The organism is Bradyrhizobium sp. LTSP857 (assembly GCF_000938285.1).
GTDB lineage: Bacteria > Pseudomonadota > Alphaproteobacteria > Rhizobiales > Xanthobacteraceae > Bradyrhizobium.
On the sequence record NZ_JYMS01000049.1, the window covers coordinates 797,668 to 818,166 of the forward strand.

Annotated in this window: 12 protein-coding genes; 8 read left to right on the forward strand and 4 right to left on the reverse strand. The window is 62.8% G+C overall.

The window, feature by feature from the left end; translation table 11 throughout:
* The first annotated feature begins 27 nt into the window (after window positions 1–27).
* The gene (locus UP06_RS37270; protein WP_045008605.1) at window positions 28–1,485 is read left to right on the forward strand and encodes an NAD-dependent succinate-semialdehyde dehydrogenase; all 1,458 of its coding nucleotides are present in this window, start codon (window positions 28–30) and stop codon (window positions 1,483–1,485) included.
* 106 nt (window positions 1,486–1,591) lie between these two features.
* Here the strand turns inward: UP06_RS37270 and UP06_RS37275 are convergent, their stop codons facing one another.
* Window positions 1,592–2,866: an NAD(P)/FAD-dependent oxidoreductase gene (locus UP06_RS37275; protein WP_045008606.1), complete on the reverse strand. Its 1,275-nt coding sequence runs from the start codon at window positions 2,864–2,866 to the stop codon at window positions 1,592–1,594.
* Window positions 2,867–2,882: 16 nt separating this feature from the next.
* Window positions 2,883–3,551, reverse strand: a complete 669-nt coding sequence (locus tag UP06_RS37280; protein WP_045008858.1) for a haloacid dehalogenase type II — start codon at window positions 3,549–3,551, stop codon at window positions 2,883–2,885.
* Window positions 3,552–3,726: 175 nt separating this feature from the next.
* Here UP06_RS37280 and UP06_RS37285 point away from each other — a divergent pair, with 175 nt between their 5' ends.
* The 5 genes from UP06_RS37285 (at window position 3,727) to UP06_RS37305 (ending at window position 10,098) form a co-directional block, all read left to right on the forward strand.
* The gene (locus UP06_RS37285) at window positions 3,727–4,569 is read left to right on the forward strand and encodes a GNAT family N-acetyltransferase (RefSeq protein ID WP_045008607.1); all 843 of its coding nucleotides are present in this window, start codon (window positions 3,727–3,729) and stop codon (window positions 4,567–4,569) included.
* A gap of 382 nt (window positions 4,570–4,951) precedes the next feature.
* Window positions 4,952–6,559, forward strand: coding sequence for an ABC transporter substrate-binding protein (locus UP06_RS37290; RefSeq protein WP_045008608.1), 1,608 nt, complete (start codon window positions 4,952–4,954; stop codon window positions 6,557–6,559).
* A gap of 79 nt (window positions 6,560–6,638) precedes the next feature.
* Window positions 6,639–7,589 carry an ABC transporter permease gene (locus UP06_RS37295; protein WP_045008609.1) on the forward strand — a complete coding sequence of 317 codons (951 nt, stop codon included), beginning with the start codon at window positions 6,639–6,641 and terminating at the stop codon, window positions 7,587–7,589.
* A complete protein-coding gene (locus UP06_RS37300) occupies window positions 7,586–8,440 on the forward strand; it encodes an ABC transporter permease (protein WP_045008610.1) in 855 nt (284 codons plus the stop codon). The genes UP06_RS37295 and UP06_RS37300 overlap by 4 nt, the downstream gene beginning before the upstream one ends.
* A complete protein-coding gene (locus UP06_RS37305) occupies window positions 8,437–10,098 on the forward strand; it encodes an ABC transporter ATP-binding protein (protein WP_045008611.1) in 1,662 nt (553 codons plus the stop codon). Before UP06_RS37300 ends, UP06_RS37305 begins: the two co-directional genes overlap by 4 nt.
* A gap of 22 nt (window positions 10,099–10,120) precedes the next feature.
* Here UP06_RS37305 and UP06_RS37310 read toward each other — a convergent pair whose 3' ends face one another.
* Window positions 10,121–10,597, reverse strand: a complete 477-nt coding sequence (locus UP06_RS37310) for an Lrp/AsnC family transcriptional regulator (RefSeq protein ID WP_045008859.1) — start codon at window positions 10,595–10,597, stop codon at window positions 10,121–10,123.
* A 236-nt stretch (window positions 10,598–10,833) separates the two neighbouring features.
* Here UP06_RS37310 and UP06_RS37315 point away from each other — a divergent pair, with 236 nt between their 5' ends.
* Window positions 10,834–12,159 carry an NAD(P)/FAD-dependent oxidoreductase gene (locus UP06_RS37315; protein ID WP_045008612.1) on the forward strand — a complete coding sequence of 442 codons (1,326 nt, stop codon included), beginning with the start codon at window positions 10,834–10,836 and terminating at the stop codon, window positions 12,157–12,159.
* Window positions 12,160–12,252: 93 nt separating this feature from the next.
* Here the strand turns inward: UP06_RS37315 and UP06_RS37320 are convergent, their stop codons facing one another.
* Complete coding sequence (locus tag UP06_RS37320) at window positions 12,253–13,821, reverse strand: GMC family oxidoreductase (protein WP_045008613.1); 1,569 nt, start codon at window positions 13,819–13,821, stop codon at window positions 12,253–12,255.
* A 423-nt stretch (window positions 13,822–14,244) separates the two neighbouring features.
* On the opposite strand from UP06_RS37320, the gene UP06_RS37325 reads away from it, so the two are divergent.
* On the forward strand, window positions 14,245–20,487 hold the full coding sequence (locus UP06_RS37325; protein WP_045008860.1) for an AAA family ATPase: 6,243 nt from the start codon (window positions 14,245–14,247) through the stop codon (window positions 20,485–20,487).
* Window positions 20,488–20,499 lie beyond the last annotated feature (12 nt).

Below are 20,499 nucleotides of genomic sequence, written 5' to 3' on the forward strand. Positions count from 1 at the left end.
CGGCTGATCCCAGGAGAAGGATGAGACATGCGGCAACTCAACGACAAGAACCTCTTCCGCCAGCAGGGTTTGATCGGCGGCCATTGGGTCGGGGCGCTCTCGGGCAAGACGATCGACGTGATCGAGCCGGCGACGCAGACTGCTCTTGGTAGCGTACCAGACATGGGGCGAGATGAGACTCGCGCCGCCGTTGCCGCTGCGGCCGAGGCGTACCCCGCCTGGCGCGCCAAGACGAGCGCCGAGCGTGCCGCGCTTCTGGAAGCCTGGCATGGGCTCATGATCACGCATCTCGATGACCTGGCGCGCATTCTGACGCTCGAACAGGGCAAGCCATTGGAAGAGTCCAGGGGCGAGATCCGCTACGGTGCCTCCTTCGTCAAATGGTTTGCGGAGGAAGCCCGGCGGATCGGCGGCACGACAATCCCGTCACCAACGCCCGACCGGCGCATCGTTGTTCTCAAGGAACCGGTTGGCGTATGCGCAATCATCACGCCCTGGAATTTCCCGAACGCGATGATCACGCGCAAGGTGGCCCCCGCGCTCGCGGCGGGATGCACAGTCGTGATCAAGCCATCGGACTTCACGCCCTATTCGGCGCTGGCTCTCGGGGTATTGGCCGAGCGCGCCGGAATTCCCGCCGGCGTCATCAACATCGTCACCGGCCTGCCGAGCGAGATCGGCGCGGAGATCATGGCCAACGAAAAGGTGCGCAAGATCTCGTTCACAGGCTCGACCCGCGTCGGCTCACTGCTGATGCGCGGTGCCGCGGACAGCATCAAGCGCGTGAGCCTCGAGCTCGGCGGAAATGCACCCTTCATCGTTTTTGACGATGCCGATCTCGAACTCGTGGTCGAGGGCGCAATCATGTCGAAGTTCCGCAATGGCGGACAGACCTGCGTTTGCGCCAATCGGATCCTTGTGCAGGCCGGCGTTTACGACGCCTTCGCGGACAAGCTCGTCGCCCGCGTCAAGGCCATGAAGGTGGGATCTGGCCTCGAGCCGGGCGTGGCTATCGGACCGATGATCAACGAGGCGGCGATCAGCAAGATCAACCGCCATGTCGCCGATGCGCTGTCCAAGGGCGCCCGTATCGCCGCTCAACCCGCGACCTTGCCCAAGGGTCCGCAATTTGCCGCGCCGATCGTCCTGACCGAGGCCACCACCGACATGGTGCTGGCGCATGAAGAAACATTTGGTCCCGTCGCGCCTCTCTTCCGCTTCGAGACCGACGAGGAGGCGATTGCCATCGCAAACGCTACACCCTACGGTCTTGCCGCCTATTTCTACACCCGAGACCTCAAGCGGTCCTGGCACGTTGCGGAAGCGCTGGAAGCAGGCATGGTCGGCCTCAACACCGGTATGGTGTCGACGGAGGTGGCCCCGTTCGGCGGTGTCAAGCAATCCGGCCTGGGGCGCGAGGGCGCGCAGGTCGGGATCGAGGAATACCTCGAGATGAAGACCTTCCACATCGGTGGATTGGGCTAAGCGGCCACGGAGCGGAGAAGGCGCACATCCGCGCCCTCCCCGCTATCCCGGCAAACGCTCAAGACAGATCGGCCCTCTGCGAGCGCGCGCATTTGTCCCCGTCAGGCTACTGAATGCGATCAAGCATCTTGTAGTACATTCCCACCAGCGGCAGGAACCACGGCTTGCCAAAGTGGCCGGGCACCGCAGGCCAGTCGAGGTCCTTCATCGGATTCCGGTCTTCGCGTCCAAGCATCGCATCGGCGATGATCATGCCGAGATGGGTCGACAGCTGCGCGCCATGGCCAGCATAACCCATCGCATACCACAGCCCGTCCTGATAGCCCGCGCGCGGGAAGCGGTCGCCGGTCATGTCGACGAGGCCACCCCAGCAATAGTCGATCTCTATGCCGGCGAGTTGCGGAAAGATTCGCGTGAGACCGTCAACGAGAATGGCGCCGCTCTTTGCGTCGGAGCGCTGGTCCGATGTCGCCGAGAAGCGCGCCCGTCCGCCGAATATCAGACGATTGTCGGATGCCAGGCGAAAATAATTGCCGACATTCATCGACGTGACGCAGGTGCGATTGCCGGGCATGACGGCCGCGATTTCGGCCGCGTCCAGCGGCCGGGTCGCTATGATGAAGCTGCCGACGGCGACGAGGCGTCGCCGGAAGTAACCGAAATTGGGCGTGGTATAGGCGCCCGTCGCAAGCAGCACCTGATCGGCGGTGACGCTGCCGCGAGGCGTCGTCAGGCGATGCCGCGATCCTTCGCGCGCCTGCGCCGTGACCGGTGCCTGCTCGAAGACGATCGCGCCGCGGCGCTTGGCGGCCTCGGCCAGTCCGACGCCATAGCGACCCATATGCATCATCGCGCTCTTCTTCGAGAGCATTCCGCCAAAGAAGGGCGAGCCGATCTCCGCGCCGAGATCCCGGGCGGACAGCAATGCTGTGTCCGGATCAACCTCGCGATGGACCACTTCGAAATTGCGCGCGATGGCATCGAAATGCTTCGGCTTGGAGGCGAGCTTCAGCTTGCCGGCGCGGCGAAAATCGCACGCGATGCCCTCCTCCGCGATCAACGCTTCGAGCGTGTCGATCGAGGCGTCGAGCGCGCGGTAAAGCGCGATGGCTCGCTCCTTGCCCAATTCAGTCTTGGCAGCGAGATAGCTGTGGGCCAGACCATTGTTGAGATGCCCGCCGTTCCGGCCCGATGCGCCGCCGATCACCCGGTCCGCTTCGAGAACGACAACCTTCGTACCCGCCTTCGCGAACTGGCGCGCAGCTCCCAGACCCGTGAAGCCACCGCCGATCACCGCAACGTCGTAGTGCCCCTCGACGGGACCTTCGGCGCCGCCGGAGAAGCGTGGTGCGGTATCGTGCCAGTAGGAGACGTATTTCACGACAGATCCCGCCGGCTCAGAGCCCGAACACACCTGGCAGACCGCCGATGTCCTTGATCTCGACATAGCCATAATAGGGGTTGGCGGGCTCGTGCCCCCGATTGACCCACACCTTGTTCTTGATGCCGAGGTCGTGAGCCGTCATCAGGTCATAGCGGAAGGACGAGGAGCAGTGCACCACGTCCTCAGGCCCGCAGCCCAGCGTATCGAACATGAACTCGAAGCCCTTCATGCGAGGCTTGTAGGATTGTGCCTGTTCGGCCGTGAACGCGGCGTGAAACGGCGCTCCTAGCTTCGCCACGTTGGACGGCAGTTGCGCATTCATGGCGTTGGAGAGGATGACGAGCGGAATCTCCTTGGCGACCTTGGCAAGGCCGGCGGGAACGTCGGGATGCGGCCCCCAGCTCGGCACCCGGTCGTAGACTATCCGTGCATGCTCGGCCTTGAAAGCAACGTCATTGCGCTTGCAGGCGCGCTCCAGCGCGTTGTGGATCACGTCGGCATAGGGTTTCCAGTCGCCGAGAATCTCGTCGAGCCGATACGCCGCGAAATCCCGCACGAGCGCAGCCATCTGCGGTTCAGGGAGATGCGCGCAATAGAGATCCTGCGCCGCTTCCGCCATCTGGAAATTCGTCAGCGTGCCGTAGCAGTCGAAGGTCACGTATTTCGGGCGAAACTGGCTCATCATTCCTGTCCTGGTGCGCTCGCACGATGTCAGGACCGCAACAATAGAGCGCCAGCGCGGCATAAGATGCGGCTTTTTCGCCGGCTGCGGTGGAAGATGTCGTTCGTGCGGCGGCCTTCAGACGATCTGCGTATCGCCAAAATACGAGACTGGTGCCGGACAGAAAAACCGGTCGATGATCCCGAGCACCATATCGCTCAGCGCCTTCCGCCCCGAACATCTCGAAGGTGCGTTGCGCCTTTCGCGTCAAGCCGGCTGGCCGCACCGCCTCGAGGACTGGCAAATGGCACTCGATCTGAGCGCGGGATTCGTCGCAATGGCGGCGAATGCTTCAACCGTGCTCGGGACGGTTCTGATGACGCCCTACAAGAGGGATGTCGCAACCATCAACATGGTCATCGTCGATGAAGCCGCCCGCGGGCGCGGATTGGGCCGTCAGCTCATGAAGGCCGTCACCACGCTGGCGGGTTCGCGCGCGCTGAGGCTCATTGCAACGGGCGAGGGCCTGCCACTCTATCAAAAGCTCGGCTTTTGCCGGGCCGGAACCATCGTCCAGCATCAAGGACAGGTCCTGCATGTCGCCCCGCCCACTAAAGCCCGGCCGGCCGAGTCGCGCGATATCTTCGGGATCCTCGAGCTCGACAGAAGCGCGTACGGCGCAGACCGGAGAGATCTGCTTCGTACGCTCGCGAAGGTCGGCCAACTCGCTGTGCTCTGCAACGGCCAGGGGCTTACCGGATTTGCGGCGCTGCGCCGATTCGGCAGAGGCGAGGTGATCGGTCCCGTCGTGGCCACGAACGCGGACGATGGGAAGGCTCTGCTCGCCTATTTCATGGCCGAGCGGGAAGGACGCTTCGTTCGCGTGGATACTGCCGAGTCCTCTCAATTAGGGGCCTGGCTCGCAGACAGGGGACTCGTCCGGGTGGACGAGGGCATTGCCATGCAGCGCCCTGTCGTTGCGCGATCCAGCTGCGCGCCATTGACCACATTCGCCCTCGCCAGTCAGGCTTTCGGATAAGCTGAGACTTTGATGCTCAGCAATTCGCTCATCGAGTTTGATCGAGCACATCTCGTCCACCCGGTTGCATCGCTGGCCTATGCTGAAGTTTGCGCCGCGCTGCAATATTAATAGGCATGCACAAGGAGTCAGCTGCACGCAGGCTCGAAATACTAGAAAGCGAGGCATCTTCGCAATTTTGTGCCGCGGCCCACGGTTTTTTCGACCGAAGCCGCGGGACTATCCTGCGAGACTTCGATCGCGGGAAGGAATGCACTCCTGAGTGGAGACGCGGCATGGTCGTTTTGACGGGACCGCGCCGGCGTCCACCCCAATTGCGCGACAGAACAATCTGCCGCTCACCGCAGCATGAGCCGTAGCCTTCCAGCGACGAGGGATTAACATGAGCGACACGACGACGAACTGGTCTTGTTCAGACGATGCCATGGTCGAGAGCGCTATTCGTCGCGGGGCTTCGCGCCGCGACCTTCTGAAGTTGATGCTCGCCAATGGTGTGGCTCTGGCTGCCGCCAGCGCTGTCTTCGGCCGCGCGTCGGAAGCGGTGGCGGCGACGCCCGTGAAGGGCGGCGCCATGAAAGCGGCGGCCTGGTCCTCCTCGACCGCCGACACGCTCGACCCGGCCAAAGCCTCGCTCTCGACCGACTATGTGCGTTGCTGCTCCTTCTACAACCGCCTGACATTTCTCGACCAGACCGGCGTGCCCCAGATGGAGCTCGCCGAGTCGATCGAAAGCGGCGATGCCAAGACCTGGACGATCAAGCTGAAGAAGGGCGTCACCTTCCACAGCGGCAAGGACCTCAGCGCCGACGACGTCATCTTTTCGCTGAAGCGCCATCTGGACAAGGCGACCGGTTCGAAGGTCGCGGCGATCGCTTCCCAGATGACCGACTTCAAGGCCGTCGACAAGAACACCGTCGAGGTCACGCTGGCGAGCCCCAACTCTGATCTGCCGACGATCCTGTCGATGCATCACTTCATGATCGTGGCCGACGGCACCACCGATTTCTCCTCGGGTAACGGGACCGGCGCCTTCACGTGCAAGCAGTTCACCCCCGGCGAGCGCTCGGTCGGCATGCGGAATCCGAACTATTTCAAAGGCGGCCCGAACGTCGATTCATTCGAGTTCTTCGCCATCCCCGATGAAAACGCCCGGATCAATGCGCTGCTGTCCGGCGATATTCATCTCGCGGCCTCGATCAACCCGCGATCGGTGCGCCTCCTCGACGGCCAGAGCGGCTTCGTGCTGTCCACCAGCACGTCGGGGACCTACACCGACCTGAACATGCGCATGGACATGGCGCCCGGCAACAACCGCGATTTCGTAGAGGGCATGAAATACGTGGTCAACCGCGAACAGATCGTCAAATCGGCCCTGCGCGGCTTCGGTGTCGTTGGCAACGACCAGCCCGTATCGCCCGCCAACGTCTACCACAATGCGACTCTCAAGCCGAAATCGTTCGACCTGGACAAGGCCAAATTCCATTTCCAGAAGGCCGGCGTCCTCGGTCAGACCATCGAGATCATCACCTCCGAGGCGGCCGGTTCGGCGATCGACATGGCGATGATTGTCCAGGCAACCGCCGCCCAGATCGGTATGAAGCTCGACGTGAAGCGCGTGCCCTCCGATGGCTACTGGAGCAACTACTGGCTGAAAGCGCCGATCCATTTCGGCAATATCAACCCGCGTCCGACGCCCGACATCCTGTTCTCCCTGCTCTACAAGTCGGATGCGCCATGGAATGAGAGCCGGTTCAGCTCGGAACAATTCGACAAGATGCTGCTCGAAGCTCGCGGCTCGCTCGATCAGGCCAAGCGTCGCGAGATGTACAATGAGATGCAGGTCCTGGTATCGGAACAAGCCGGCACCATCATTCCGGCCTACATCTCCAACGTGGATGCCATCACTGCCAAGCTGAAGGGACTGGAGCCCAACCCGCTCGGCGGCATGATGGGCTACGCTTTCGCCGAGTACGTCTGGCTTACCGCCTGATCGGCGTCGGCGAGGTCACGGCTCCGGCCATGGGAACCGGGGCTGAAGCAAATGACGAGCGTGGTGCGGGAGCGCGAATGTGAGAAGACAGGTTTCGTCGCTTGTGGTGAGGCGGCTTCTCATCGCCTTGATTACCCTCGTGATCGTTTCCTTCGCCGTCTTCTCTGCGACCGCGCTCCTGCCCGGTGATACAGCTACGATCCTGCTCGGGCAATCCGCGACGCCGGAAGCCGTCGAGGGCCTGCGCAAGGCGATGCATCTCAACGATCCCGCGATCATTCGATTCCTGAGATGGATGGCCGGCCTCTTTCAGGGTGATTTCGGCACGTCCTATGCGAACAATGTGCCGGTCGCCACCCTGATACGCGGACGGTTTGTCAATACGCTGAAGCTCGCCGGATTGACCGCCGCGATTGCCGTGCCGCTCGCGCTGACACTTGGTATCACCTCTGCGATGTGGCGCGGCACGCTGTACGACCGCATCGTGACCATCGGGACCATCGGCATCATCTCGGTGCCGGAGTTCATGATTGCGACGCTCGCGGTGCTGCTCTTCGCAGTCTATCTCAAATGGCTGCCGGCCCTTTCCCTCACCAACGAGGTCAAGTCGTTCTATGATCTGATGCGAATCTACGCCATGCCGGTCGCAACACTCACGATCGGCGTTTCCGCGCAGATGATCCGCATGACGCGCGCCGCCGTGGTCGAGACGTTGAACACGCCCTATGTGGAGATGGCGCTCCTCAAGGGCGCCTCGCGGCCCCGGCTGGTGCTGAGACATGCATTGCCCAATGCGCTTGGCCCTATCGTCAATTCGATTGCGCTCTCCCTGTCCTATTTGCTCGGCGGCGTGATTATCGTGGAGACCATCTTCAACTATCCAGGCATCGCCAAGCTGATGGTCGATGCCGTTTCGACCCGCGACCTGCCGCTGATCCAAACATGCGCAATGATCTTCTGCCTGGGTTATCTGGCATTGATCACGGCGGCCGACATCATCGCAGTCCTGTCCAATCCGAGGCTCCGATGAAGCAACCGAGCTTGTTCGGCCGGCTCGGCATGCGATTGGGCTATCGCTTCAATCTCATAGGCCTGTCGGCGCTGGGCATACTCCTTCTCTGGGCCGGCATCGCCCTTTTCGCTCCGCGCATTATCCCGCATTCCGTCGGCGAGATCGTCGACACCGATTATTTCGGACCTGTCAGTCGAGACCTGTGGTTTGGCTCCGACTATCTCGGCCGCGACATCTTTTCGCGCGTCCTGATGGGCGCGCGCTACACGCTCGGCATCTCGCTCGCCGCCGTCTCGATCGCCTGTTTCAGCGGCGTCGCACTCGGCATGACGGCGGCAGTTGCCGGAGGATGGCTCGACACCGTCCTGAGCCGATTTCTCGATGCGCTCAACTCGATTCCCAGCAAGCTGTTCGGCCTCGTCGTGGTCGCCGCGGTCGGCTCGTCGATCCCTGCGCTGATTGCGACGCTCTCGGTCATCTACACCCCGGGCGCCTATCGCTTCGCCCGCGCGCTCGCCGTCAATGTCAACACGATGGACTTCGTGGTGGTCGCCCGCATTCGCGGCGAAGGCCTGCCCTATCTCATCGCCTCCGAGATCCTTCCCAACATACTCGGTCCCGTGCTTGCCGATCTCGGCTTGCGCTTCGTCTTCATCGTGCTGCTGCTCTCCGGCCTCTCCTTCCTCGGACTCGGCGTGCAACCACCCTATGCCGACTGGGGGGCGCTGGTTCGTGAAAACATCGGCGGCCTGCCCTTTGGCGCACCGGCAGTGATCTTCCCTTCGCTCGCCATCGCGAGTCTGACCATCAGCGTCAATCTTCTGATCGACAACCTGCCGAGCAGGATCCGCGACCGGAGCGCCGAATGACGGGAAACCTCGTCGAGATCCGCAATCTCAGGGTTGAGGCAACGACCGACGCCGGCAGACGGGTCGAGATCATCAAGGGTGTCAGCCTCGACATCGCCGAAGGCGAGATCCTCGCCCTTATCGGCGAAAGCGGCTCAGGCAAGACCACGATTGCCATGACGCTCATGGGCTACACAAGGCCAGGCTGCGCAATCACCGGCGGCGAGGTGCGCCTGGCCGGCGTTGACATGATGAAGCTTTCGGAAGCGGAACGCGCCGGCATTCGCGGCACGAGCGTCGCCTACGTGCCACAGAGCGCTGCGGCCGCCTTCAACCCCGCGCTCACCATCATGGATCAAGTTGTCGAGGTGGCGCGGATCCACCGGCTCATGTCGCCTGCCGAGGCGCAAGCAAAAGCGCTTTCACTGTTCAAGGCACTGTCGCTGCCGGACCCGGACACAATCGGCAACCGCTATCCGCACCAGGTCTCGGGCGGTCAGTTGCAGCGCCTTGCCGCCGCGATGGCTCTGATCGGCCAGCCGAAGGTCGTCATCTTCGACGAGCCCACCACGGCGCTCGACGTCACGACGCAGGTTGAGGTGCTGCGGGCCTTCAAGGCTGTCACGGCGCAGCACAACATTGCCGGCATCTACGTCTCACACGATCTGGCCGTGGTGGCCCAGATCGCCGACAGGATCGTCGTGCTCAAGGACGGCACTGTCCAGGAAATGGGGACGACCAATGATATCCTCGAAGAGGCCCAGCACCCCTATACAAGGCAGCTGCTGGCCGCGTTCAGGCCGAAGACTCAGCAGCGGGAGCCTGAAGACGAGGGCACGACGAAGCGCCCGCTACTTCAGGTCGACAATCTGACGGTCGGCTACGGACCCCGCTCGCGCGATGGACAGCCGCTGATCAATGCCGTCCAGGCGGTCAGCCTCAGGCTGGATCGGGGGCGAAATCTCGGCATCATCGGGGAGTCCGGTTGCGGCAAGTCAACGCTGGCCCGGGCGATTGCCGGGATCCTGCCCGCTCATGCCGGCGACATCATCTTCAACGGTCGCGAATTGGGGAAGGCCGGCCGCAATCGCACCCGCAACGAACTCCGCCAGATTCAAATCGTGTTCCAGCATGCCGACACCGCACTCAACCCGGCGAAGTCGGTGGAGGACATCCTGAGGCGTCCCCTCACCTTCTACCACAGCATGCGGGGCAAGGCGCGCGATGCGCGCGTCAGCGAGCTTCTCGATCTGGTCCGTCTCCCCAAATCCGTGCGCCATCGATTGCCAGGAGAACTTTCAGGCGGCCAAAAGCAGCGGGTGAATTTTGCGCGAGCACTTGCGGCCGAACCGACGCTGATCCTGTGCGACGAAATCACGTCGGCGCTCGACACGGTCGTGGCGGCTGCGGTGGTTGAACTGCTGAAGGAGTTGCAGCGCGAACTCGGCATTTCCTATGTCTTCATCAGCCACGACCTGTCGGTCGTCGAGGCGATCTGCGACGAGATCGTCGTGATGTATCGCGGCCAGAAGGTCGAGCAGATCGCGTCGACCGGACTGGCGACCCCGCAGCACCCTTATACGCGGCTGCTGTTCTCTTCGGTGCCCAAGCTCGATCCTGGCTGGCTCGACAATCTGGAACAGAATCCCGAAGAGGTACGCGCCTATAGTCATCAGTAGAAGCGGCTGGTGCCGCTGGCGATCAGGCCGAAAACAGGCTGGTCAGCGGCATCTGCGAGCGTACGATGGGCGACTTGAGGACGACGAAGCTGAAATACTTGTCGATGCCGATATCCATGTCCGTCAGGCGCTCCATGATCGTCTGGTACTCGCCGATGCTGGCGGTCACAAACTTCATCATGTAGTCGTAACCTCCCGAGACGAGATGGCATTCGATCAGCTGGTCGACCTTGTCGACCGCCGCCAGGAAACGAGCAAAGTCGATTTGTCTATGGTTCTTCAACGTTACTTCGGTGAACACGGTCAACGTCTGTCCCAGCTTGCGCACGTTGATCAGCGCCGCGTAGCCCTCGATGTAGCCCTCGGTCTGCAATCTCTTCACACGCATGAGACATGGACTGGGTGACAGATTGACCAGCTCGGCGAGCTCGACATTGGTGATGCGGCCGTTCTTCTGGAGCTCGTGGAGGATCTTGATGTCGATCCGATCCAGCTTCATTGGTGTCTCTCCGTTGAGCACGCGCCAAGAGGCACAGCAGAAAATTTGGCACAACGAGCCGAAAGCTCACTCACCCCGCATCCATCGTCTTATCGCTGACATCGTATCTTCCAGCCAGGACGCTGTTTTGTGGCACAGCGAGCATACAGCATAAAATGCTGGGCTACCATCGAATCCAGCGCCGCCCGCGGCGATGCACGACTTATGCTGCGACGACCGAAATCCAGGAAGCCAGGATGCCCGCGCCACTCAGCCATATCGAGACCTCGCCGGATCTTCCCTCCAGCGCCGATGTGGTGGTCATCGGGGGCGGCATCATCGGGGTGTTCGCGGCCTACTATCTCACCCTGCGAGGCCTCAGCGTCGCTCTCGTGGAGAAGGGACGGATCGGAGCCGAGCAGTCCAGCCGAAACTGGGGCTGGTGCCGCCAGCAAAACCGCGATGCTCGAGAGTTGCCGATAGCGACCAAGAGCCTGGACTTGTGGGAGAGCTTTGGCGCTGAGAGCGGCGAGAGCACGGGTTTCTCCCGCTGCGGCCTTCTGTATCTCAGCAACGACGAGGCCGAGCTCGCTGGCTGGGCACGCTGGCGCGAGTTCGCGCGAACGGTCGGCGTCACCACGCACATGCTCGATGCGACCGCGGCAACGCAGCGCGGCGCCGCGACGGGGCGCGCCTGGAAGGGCGGGGTCTTCTCGCCAACCGACGGCATCGCCGATCCCGCCAATGCTGCGCCGGCGGTGGCGCGGACCATCCTCAGGCATGGAAGCACCGTGCACCAGATGTGCGCGGCGCGCGGGCTAGAGACCGAGGGCGGCCGCGTGAGCGCGGTCGTGACAGAGCGCGGCACAATTCGCACGCGTGTCGCCATATTGGCGGGCGGCGCGTGGTCCTCGTCGTTCTGCCAGCAGGCCGGTATCCGGCTTCCGCTCGCCTCGATCCGCTCGTCCATTCTGTCCGTCTCCGGCGGTACGAAGGGCCTGCCCGACGCGCTCCACACCGCGGCCATTTCGGTTACGAAACGCGGCGATGGCGGTTATACACTCGCCATCAGCGGCCGGGGCCGCATCGATCCGACTGCCCAGCAGCTCCGCTTTGCTCCGCAATTCCTGCCGATGTTCTTGCGACGCCGGCGCAGTCTGCTCCCCGGTGGTCTCGAAGGCGCGCGGTCGGGACATGAAACGCTACGCCGTTGGCACATCAATGGTCCGACACCGATGGAGCGCGTTCGTATTCTCGATCCGGCGCCTGATCGAAGCACAATCGAACTCACTCATCGACGCGCCCTCGAGCTGCTACCCGCACTGAGGGACACGAAGATCACTGCTGCATGGGCGGGCTACATCGATTCGACGCCTGATGGCGTGCCAGTCATTGGCGAGGTATCGCGTTTGCCTGGTTTGATATTGGCTGCGGGCTTCAGCGGCCACGGCTTTGGCATCGGTCCTGGGGCGGGCCATCTGATCGCCGACATTGCGACCGGCGCGGCGCCAATCGTGGATCCAAGGCCCTACCGGCCAGATCGCTTTGCTGGACTCAGCGTCGGAAAGGTCTCGGATTTCTAGGAATCGACGCTGAGAGGCGCGTTGCGGCGAAGTCCGATCCAGACTCGGAATTTCATCTTCAAGCAATCACTCGGTGGCCGGCGGCACTGCCTCTTACCTCGCCCCTTTCAACCGATCCGCCATGCACTCAGCAATGGCGACCGTGGTCAAATGGGTGTTGGCGCGCGGGACCTCCGGCATGATCGAGGCGTCGATCACACGCAACCCCGTGCATCCGATCACTCGGCATTCGTGATCGACGACCGAGCGCGCATCGTCCGGTGCGCCCATGCGGCATGTGCCGCTCGCATGCTGCGCGTCGCTGCACTCGGCGAACAGCCAGTCATCCAGCTCTGTGTCGCTAAGCGGCTCGTCCATCGGGCGACCGCTGGCGCCATAATCAACGCGGTGAGCAATATCGGTCACACCAGGTTGCAGGCAGATATCGCGCAGGCGGCGAACGCCGTCGCGCAGGCGCACCAGATCGCGGGGGTCAGACAGCATGCGCTCCTCGACCTCCGGATCGACGTCGGGGTCGGTCGTGGTGATACGGACATAGCCCTGGCTGAAGGCCTGATAGACGGAGACGGCGATGCGTCCCAGCGCCACATCAGCCATCGATTGCCGGGAGCGTGCGAGATTGCCGGCGATCATGATCATGTCGTTGTCGCCGGCGCCTGCGAGGCCAGACGAGTAGCGCAGGCAGCAATTGGTGTGCCGGTGCATCAGCGTGCTCACTTGGCTGCCTTCGCGCAAATGCAGCAGTGCGTTCACGATCGGATGGTCGAGCAAGTTCTCACCCACCGGTAAGTCCGCGCGGATCGGGATGCCGAGCGTCTCCAACAGGGCGACAGGCCCGATGCCGGAGCGTTGCAGGATGGCCGGCGAATGGATGGCGCCAGCGCAGAGGATCACCTCACGCGCCGCGCGGGGCGTATAGGATTGGCCGTTCACGCGGACCCGGACGCCGCTGGCGTGCAGCCGGTTGCCTTCGAAGGTGATGGTGTCGACCAGGGCATGACCGACGATGTCGAGGTTGGCGCGGCCGCGCGCCGGCTCCAGATAGCCGTCATTGGTGGAGATCCGCAGTCCGGCGTCGCTATTGATGGCATAGGGCGAGACGCCGGTGCCGGTCGGCGCGTTGTGGTCCTCACACCAGCCATAGCCGAGGGCAAGCGCGGACGAACGCAACGCCCGGTCGACATTGCCCCAATCGGGGATCGGAGCTCGATACACCGGGATCGGACCACGATCGCCGTGATAGGACGCGTCGGGGAAATTCTTGTCGGTCTCGAGCTTGCAGAAATAGGGCAGGATCTCGTCCCACGACCAGCCCGTGCAGCCCGCGGCCGCCCAGCGGTCGAGATCGTCGGGCACGGCGCGGATCGCGATCTGGCCGTTGATTGTGGAGCTGCCGCCCATGGCACGGCCGCGCCAGAGCAGCAGCGGCGGCTGCCGCTCGGTGCGTCGCGCCAGGAGCCTCGGCCAGCGGAAGTCGTCATCGCCGATGGCGTGCATCGGGTTCGGAATGCGGATGTGTTCCGGCGTGGTCGCGGTGCGCAGATCTTGCCCGGCCTCGAGCAGCAGCACGCGATGCGTCGGGTCTTCGCTAAGGCGCGCGGCCAGCGTCGCTCCAGCTGAGCCTCCGCCGACGATGATCGTGTCGTATTCCTGTTCAATCACGTCGGGTCACTTCCGCTGCCTGCGCTCGTTCCAGGGAGAAAATCGTAGCATGAGAGTGATACCGAATTCAGCTCCAACCAATACACCCCTCTAGGTTGCTGAATTTCCGGAAGCAGACTTTTGCATGTAGAATTGGCAATCCGCTCTTGCGACGGGGCAAGTTGACGAAATTGAGACAAGTGATACGTTTTAAATGCGTTTTCCATAAGCTGATTGAATCGAATGCCGGGGTACGGGCGTGAGGGCCGGCCAGTTGTGCCGCTCGTCACGCGTTCGCCCTGCCTCTTATGACCGGCGCGAGCGAATAGAGAGATTTGCTGACGTCGCATTGCTGCAGCGCGGCGACTTCAGGGGGCTAGTGTGGAGCAACCGGGCGAGCCGTTCGGCTCGGGATCGGAGTTCGGCCGCGCATGGTTTACCGACATGAACCTTTCATCGTTTTTGGGCGCAGGCTGGGTCCACGGTCAGCAGGTCCTGTGTGACGACGAAGGAATTCTGTTGTGCCGCGCCTGCCGTGAAAACAGCGACGGCGAGCGAAATATCGTACTGGCCGTGCTCCCGGCAGCGGAGCATCCAAGTCCACAGAGCCTTGATCGTCTTGCGCACGAGTTCGGATTGAAGGACGAACTGGACGGCGCCTGGGCAGCGAAGCCGCTGGAGCTTCTGCACGATCGCGCCCGAACCATTCTCGTGCTCGAAGACTTCGGCGGCGAGCCACTCACGTGGCTAATGGACGCACCCATGGAGATGGGAGACTTCCTGCGCCTCGCCATCCAAATCGCAGGAGCGTTGGGCAAAGTCCATCAGTGCGGTCTGGTGCACAAGGACGTCAAACCGGCCAACATCCTGGTGAATCGCACCGAAACAAGCGTGCGGCTTACCGGCTTCGGCTTTGCGTCGCGCCGGCCGCGAGAACGACAGTCCCTGGCGCCCCTCGAATCGATCGCCGGCACACTCGCCTATATGGCGCCCGAGCAGACCGGGCGCATGAACCGCTCAATCGATTCCCGCAGCGACCTGTATTCGTTCGGTGTCACGCTCTACCAAATGCTCACCCGCGCGCTTCCCTTCACCGCGACCGATCCGATGGAGTGGGTGCACTGCCATATCGCCAGAAAGCCAGCACCGCCAAGCGACCGCTTGGAGAATGTGCCACCTGCGGTGTCCCGGATCATCATGAAGCTGCTCGCCAAGATGGCCGAGGAGCGTTACCAGACTGCGGCCGGCGCCGAGAGGGACCTGCGGCGATGTCTTGCCGAATGGGAGGCTCAGCACCGCATCGACGAATTCCCGCTTGGCCAGCACGACACGCCGGATCGGCTGCTGATCCCCGAGAAGCTGTACGGGAGGGCGCGCGAGGTCGAGAGTTTGCTCGCCTCCTTCAGCCGCATCGTCAGGAGCGGCGTGCCGGAATTGGTGTTGGTTTCGGGATATTCCGGTATCGGCAAATCCTCGGTCGTCAATGAACTGCACAAGGTTCAGGTACCGTCGCGCGGGCTCTTCGCATCGGGCAAATTCGATCTCCACAAACGCGATGTCCCGTACTCGACGCTCGCACAGGCATTCCAGAGCCTGGTTCGGCCGCTTCTCGGCAAAAGTGATACGGAGCTGAGCGCGTGGCACCGCGACTTTCTGGAGGCGCTGGGCCCAAATGGACAGCTGATCGTCGACCTGATCCCCGAACTCAGGCTCATCATCGGCGAACAACAGCCGGTTCCGCAGCTTCCGCCGCAGCAGGCGCAAACCCGCTTTCAGGGAGTGTTGAAGCGGTTCATCGGCGTCTTCGCCCGCCCCGAACATCCGCTTGTGCTGTTTCTCGACGATCTCCAATGGCTCGACGCAGCAACGCTCGACCTGCTCGAGGATCTGTTGACGCGGTCGGATCTGAACCACCTGATGCTGATCGGCGCCTACCGCGACAACGAGGTCGATGCCGCTCATCCCCTGATGCGCATGCTCGACGTCATCAAGGCCGCGGGCGGAACGGTCACGGAGATCACGCTTGCGCCGCTCGGCCGGAAGCATCTCGGGCAGTTGCTTGCGGATGCGCTTCGCTGCGAGCCGGAGCAGGCGGCGCCGTTCACGCAGATGGTGCTCGACAAGACCGGCGGCAATCCGTTCTTTGCCATTCAGTTCATGTTCTCGCTTGCCGATGAGGGACTGCTGGCCTTCGACCACGACGCAGCATGCTGGTCCTGGGACCTCGATCGCATTCACGCCAAGCGATACACCGATAACGTCGTGGACCTCATGCTCGGGAAGATCACCCGACTGCCGGCTGCGACGCAGGCCGCCCTACAGCAGATGGCCTGCCTCGGAAACATCGCGGAGACCGCGATGCTTTCGATCGTGCTTGGAATTTCAGAGGAGCAGGTGCATGCAGCCCTGTGGCGGGCCGTCCGCCAGGAATTGGTCGAGCCCCAGGCGGGCGCATATCGATTTGTCCACGATCGCTTCCAGGAAGCGGCTTACGTGATGATCCCCGAAGACGACCGACCCGCGACCCATCTGCGGATCGGCCGATTGCTCGCGGCGCGCACGGCAGAAGAAGCAATCGAGGCAAACGTCTTTGAAATCGTGAGCCAGCTCAATCGCGGCGCGGCGTTGATCAGCGCAACGGAGGAGCGGGATAGACTGGCCGAGCTGAACCTGTTGGCCGGCCGGCGCGCCAAGGTGGCGACGGCCTTTGCCATGGCGCTCGCCCACTTCAGCTCCGGCGAGGCGATGCTGACGGATGACCGCTGGGAGCGGCAATATGCGCTCAGCTTCGCGCTGGCGATGCAACGTGCGGAGTGCGAATTCCTGACCGGCGAGCACGAGGCTGCGAAAGCGCGCCTCGCCGAGTTGGCGGGCCGTGCAGCCACTCTTCCCGACCTCGCCGCCGTCACGCGACTGCAAATGGAGCCAAAAGACCGCGACGTCGAAATTGGCCTCGCCTATCTACGCCGCGTCGGCATCGTGTGGCCGGCGCAGCCGACGTCGGAGGAGGTCGAGCAGGAATACCAGCGGATGTGGCGGCATATCGGTGAGCGCCCGGTCGAGGCGCTGCTGGAGCTGCCCCGGATGACCGATCCGGTCGCACGCGGCACCATGGACGTCCTCACCGTGTTGGTGTCGCCCGCCTGGTTCATCGACGAGAACCTGCGCCGCCTCATCATCGCGCGCATGACAAATCTGAGCCTGGAATTCGGCAACTCCGACGCATCGTGCCTTGCTTATATCGTACTCGGCACCGTGCTTGGGCCTGACTTTGGCGACTACGAGGCGGGCTATCGCTTCGCCCAGCTCGGCCTTGACTTGGTAGAAAGGCACGGATTGGGCCGCTTCAAGGCGCGCGTCTATCTGGGCTTCGGTAGCTGGACGCGGCATGTCCGGACGGGGCGGCCGCTGTTGCGGCGGGCCTTCGACGCGGCGCAGCAGGACGGCGACTTCAACTATGCGAGCTTTACCCGTCATCACCTCCTGACGCATCTTCTCGCCTGCGGCGATCCGCTTGTGGAGGTGCAGCGGGAGGCCGAAGCCGGTATCGACTTCGCGCGCCGGGCACGGGTTGACCTCGCGGTCGACAGGATCACCGGGCAGTTGCAGCTGATCCGCACGCTGCGCGGCCTGACGCCCAAGTTTGGCAGCTTCGACGATGCCGATTTCAGCGAGGAGCAGTTCGAGCGCCGTCTGGAGGCGGATCCGCAGCTGGTGCACGCTGCTTACTGGTATTGGATCCGCAAGCTTCAGGCGCGCGTCCTTGCTGACGATCCGACCGCCATTGCCGTGACGTCGAAGGCCGAAGAGCTGCTGTGGACATCGAAGGCGCTGTTCGATCGGGCGGAGTTGCACTTTTACGCTGCGCTGGCGCACGCCGCTCTCGACGATGCGGCTACCGCCGCGGAGCGCACCCTGCGTCTTGAGACCATAGCCGTCCACCATCGTCAACTTCAGCAATGGGCCGACATCAACCCGGAGGATTTTGCGGACCGCGCCGCGCTCGTCGAGGCGGAGATCGCGCGCATCGAAGGCCGCGAGCTCGATGCGATGCATTGCTACGATCGAGCGATCGGCGCGGCGCGCGCGAGCGGCTTTGTCCATAACGAGGCGATCGCCAACGAATTGGCCGGGCGTTTCTATGCAGCGCGCGGTTTCGAGAAGATCGCCCAAGCTTATCTGCGCGACGCTCGCTATGGCTATCGCCGTTGGGGCGCCGATGCCAAAGTGAAGCAGCTCGAGCGTCTTTACCCGCGGCTGCATGTGGCGGAAGACGGTGGCGCTGCCGGGAAGGCAAGCGAGTCGGTTCCGCAACTGGACGTCACCTCGGTGGTCAAGGCGTCGCAGGCCGTATCCAGCGAAATTGAGCTGCCGCGGCTCATCGAGACATTGATGAAAATCGCGCTGCAAAACGCCGGCGCGGATCGCGGCCTGTTGATCCTGTCACGTCACGATGACTTCCGGATCGAAGCGGAGGGACAGTCTAACGGCGACGAGTTCGCAGTCGCGATGCGCCAGGCGCCCGTTTCGGGTCCCGATTGTCCGGAGCCGCTGCTGCGCTATGTCATTCGCACGCAAAAGACCCTCATCCTCGATGACACGTCGCGGCCCGATCCGCTGTGCGATGCAGACTATGTAAATCGTCGGCGTCCCAGATCGATCCTCTGCCTGCCGCTGATGAAGCAGGCCAAGCTGACCGGGTTGCTCTATTTCGAGAACACCCTGGCCACGCACGCCTTCACACCGGACCGGGTCGCGGTGCTGGAGATGTTGGCAGCTCAGGCCGCGATTTCGCTCGAGAACACCCTACTCTACCGCGATCTCCAGGAACGCGAGGCCCGCATCCGACGCCTCGTCGATTCCAACATCATCGGAATCCTGTTCTGGGATGCAGACGGCAACATCAGCTATGCCAACGACGCCTTCCTGAGCATGACCGGTTACTCCAGGCAGGAGCTGGTGTCCGGAGCGGTCAGCTGGAAGGAGATGACGCCGGCGAAACACGAAACTCTCGACGTCGAACGGATTGATCAACTCCGCTTGACGGGAGAGGTTGCGCCCCGCGAGAAGGAGTTCTTCAGAAAGGACGGCAGCCGGATTCCCGTGCTGATCGGCTCGGCCTCGGTGGCGGGATCGCCCAATCAAAGCATCTCTTTCGTGCTCGATCTGACCGCGCGAAAGCAGGCGGAAGAGAAGTATGGGTTGCTTATGGAGCAGGCCCATGACGCGATCCTGGTGCTTGATCAAGGCGGCATGGTGATCGAAGCGAACCGCATGGCCGAGGCCATGCTCGAACGATCCCGTGAAGACATTATCGGGCGCTCGTTCCGGTCTGTTGTGGCCCCCGCGGGAGCAAACCAGCTCGACAGTTTGCTCACGCCCGGTTCGGCCGGATTGATTCAGCTGCGCCTGGCCGGCACCAAGGGTGTCGACACGGAGATGTCGGCGGCCCACGTGTCGACCGGCGGGCAGGAGCTGATCATCGTCATCGGGCGCGACATCACTCATCGTCTTCGCCTCGAGCAGCAGCTGCGTCAATCGCAGAAGATGGACGCGATCGGCCAGCTCACCGGCGGAGTGGCGCACGACTTCAATAACCTCCTCACCGTGATCACGGGGACTATCGGAATCCTGATCGATCATCTTTCCGACGAGCCTGAGCTTGCTTCCATCGGCCGCATGATCGACGAGGCCGCGAGCCGCGGCGCCGATCTGACCAGACAGCTTCTGGCGTTCGCTCGTAAGCAGCCCTTGCAACCGCGCGATACCGACATCAACAACCTCATCGATGATACGGCGAGGCTGCTGCGACCGACGCTCGGCGAACAGGTCGCGATCAATTCGACGCTGCAAACCGATTGCTGGCACGCCTTGATCGATCCAAGCCAGCTGTCAACTGCCCTGATAAATCTCGCCGTCAATGCCCGCGACGCGATGCCTGCCGGCGGCAAGATCGTGTTCAGCAGCGCCAATGTGAGCTTTGAACCGTCGGTTTTCGATACCAGTCCAGAAGGGATGCTCGGGGATTACATCATGGTCACTGTGAGCGACACCGGCGCTGGCATTCCGGCAGCGATCCGCGACAAGGTGTTCGAGCCGTTCTTCACGACCAAGGAACTTGGTAGGGGGACAGGGCTCGGATTGAGCATGGTTTATGGTTTCGTCAAGCAGTCCGGCGGCCACATCAAAATCGACAGCGAGGAAGGGCGCGGAACGACGATCACACTATATCTGCCACGCGGCGTCGCAAGAGCCGCGCTCCCGAGTGTAGCCGCGACAGCCGGGCCGCAAGGCGGCAGCGAGACCATCTTGATCGTCGAGGACGATGAGCTGGTGCGTGGGTATGTGGTGGCGCAACTCAAGAACCTCGGCTATCGCACGATGACCGCAGCCAATGGTCCCGATGCGCTGGCTCTGTTGAACGAGCATGTGACGTTTGATCTGCTGTTCACCGACGTCATCATGCCCGGCGGCATGAACGGACGCGAGCTTGCTGACGCCGTCACGCGGCAGCGGCCCGGCGTGGCGGTGCTCTATATGTCCGGATATCCGGATGCTGCCATGACGCATGATGGCCGCCTCGACCCTGACATCACCTTGCTGAGCAAGCCTTACCGGCCCGCGGAGCTGGCGCGGCTGATCCGCAAAGTCCTTGATCAGCGGAACGTTCGAGACGGTTTGAACTGATCTCGCGCGGCG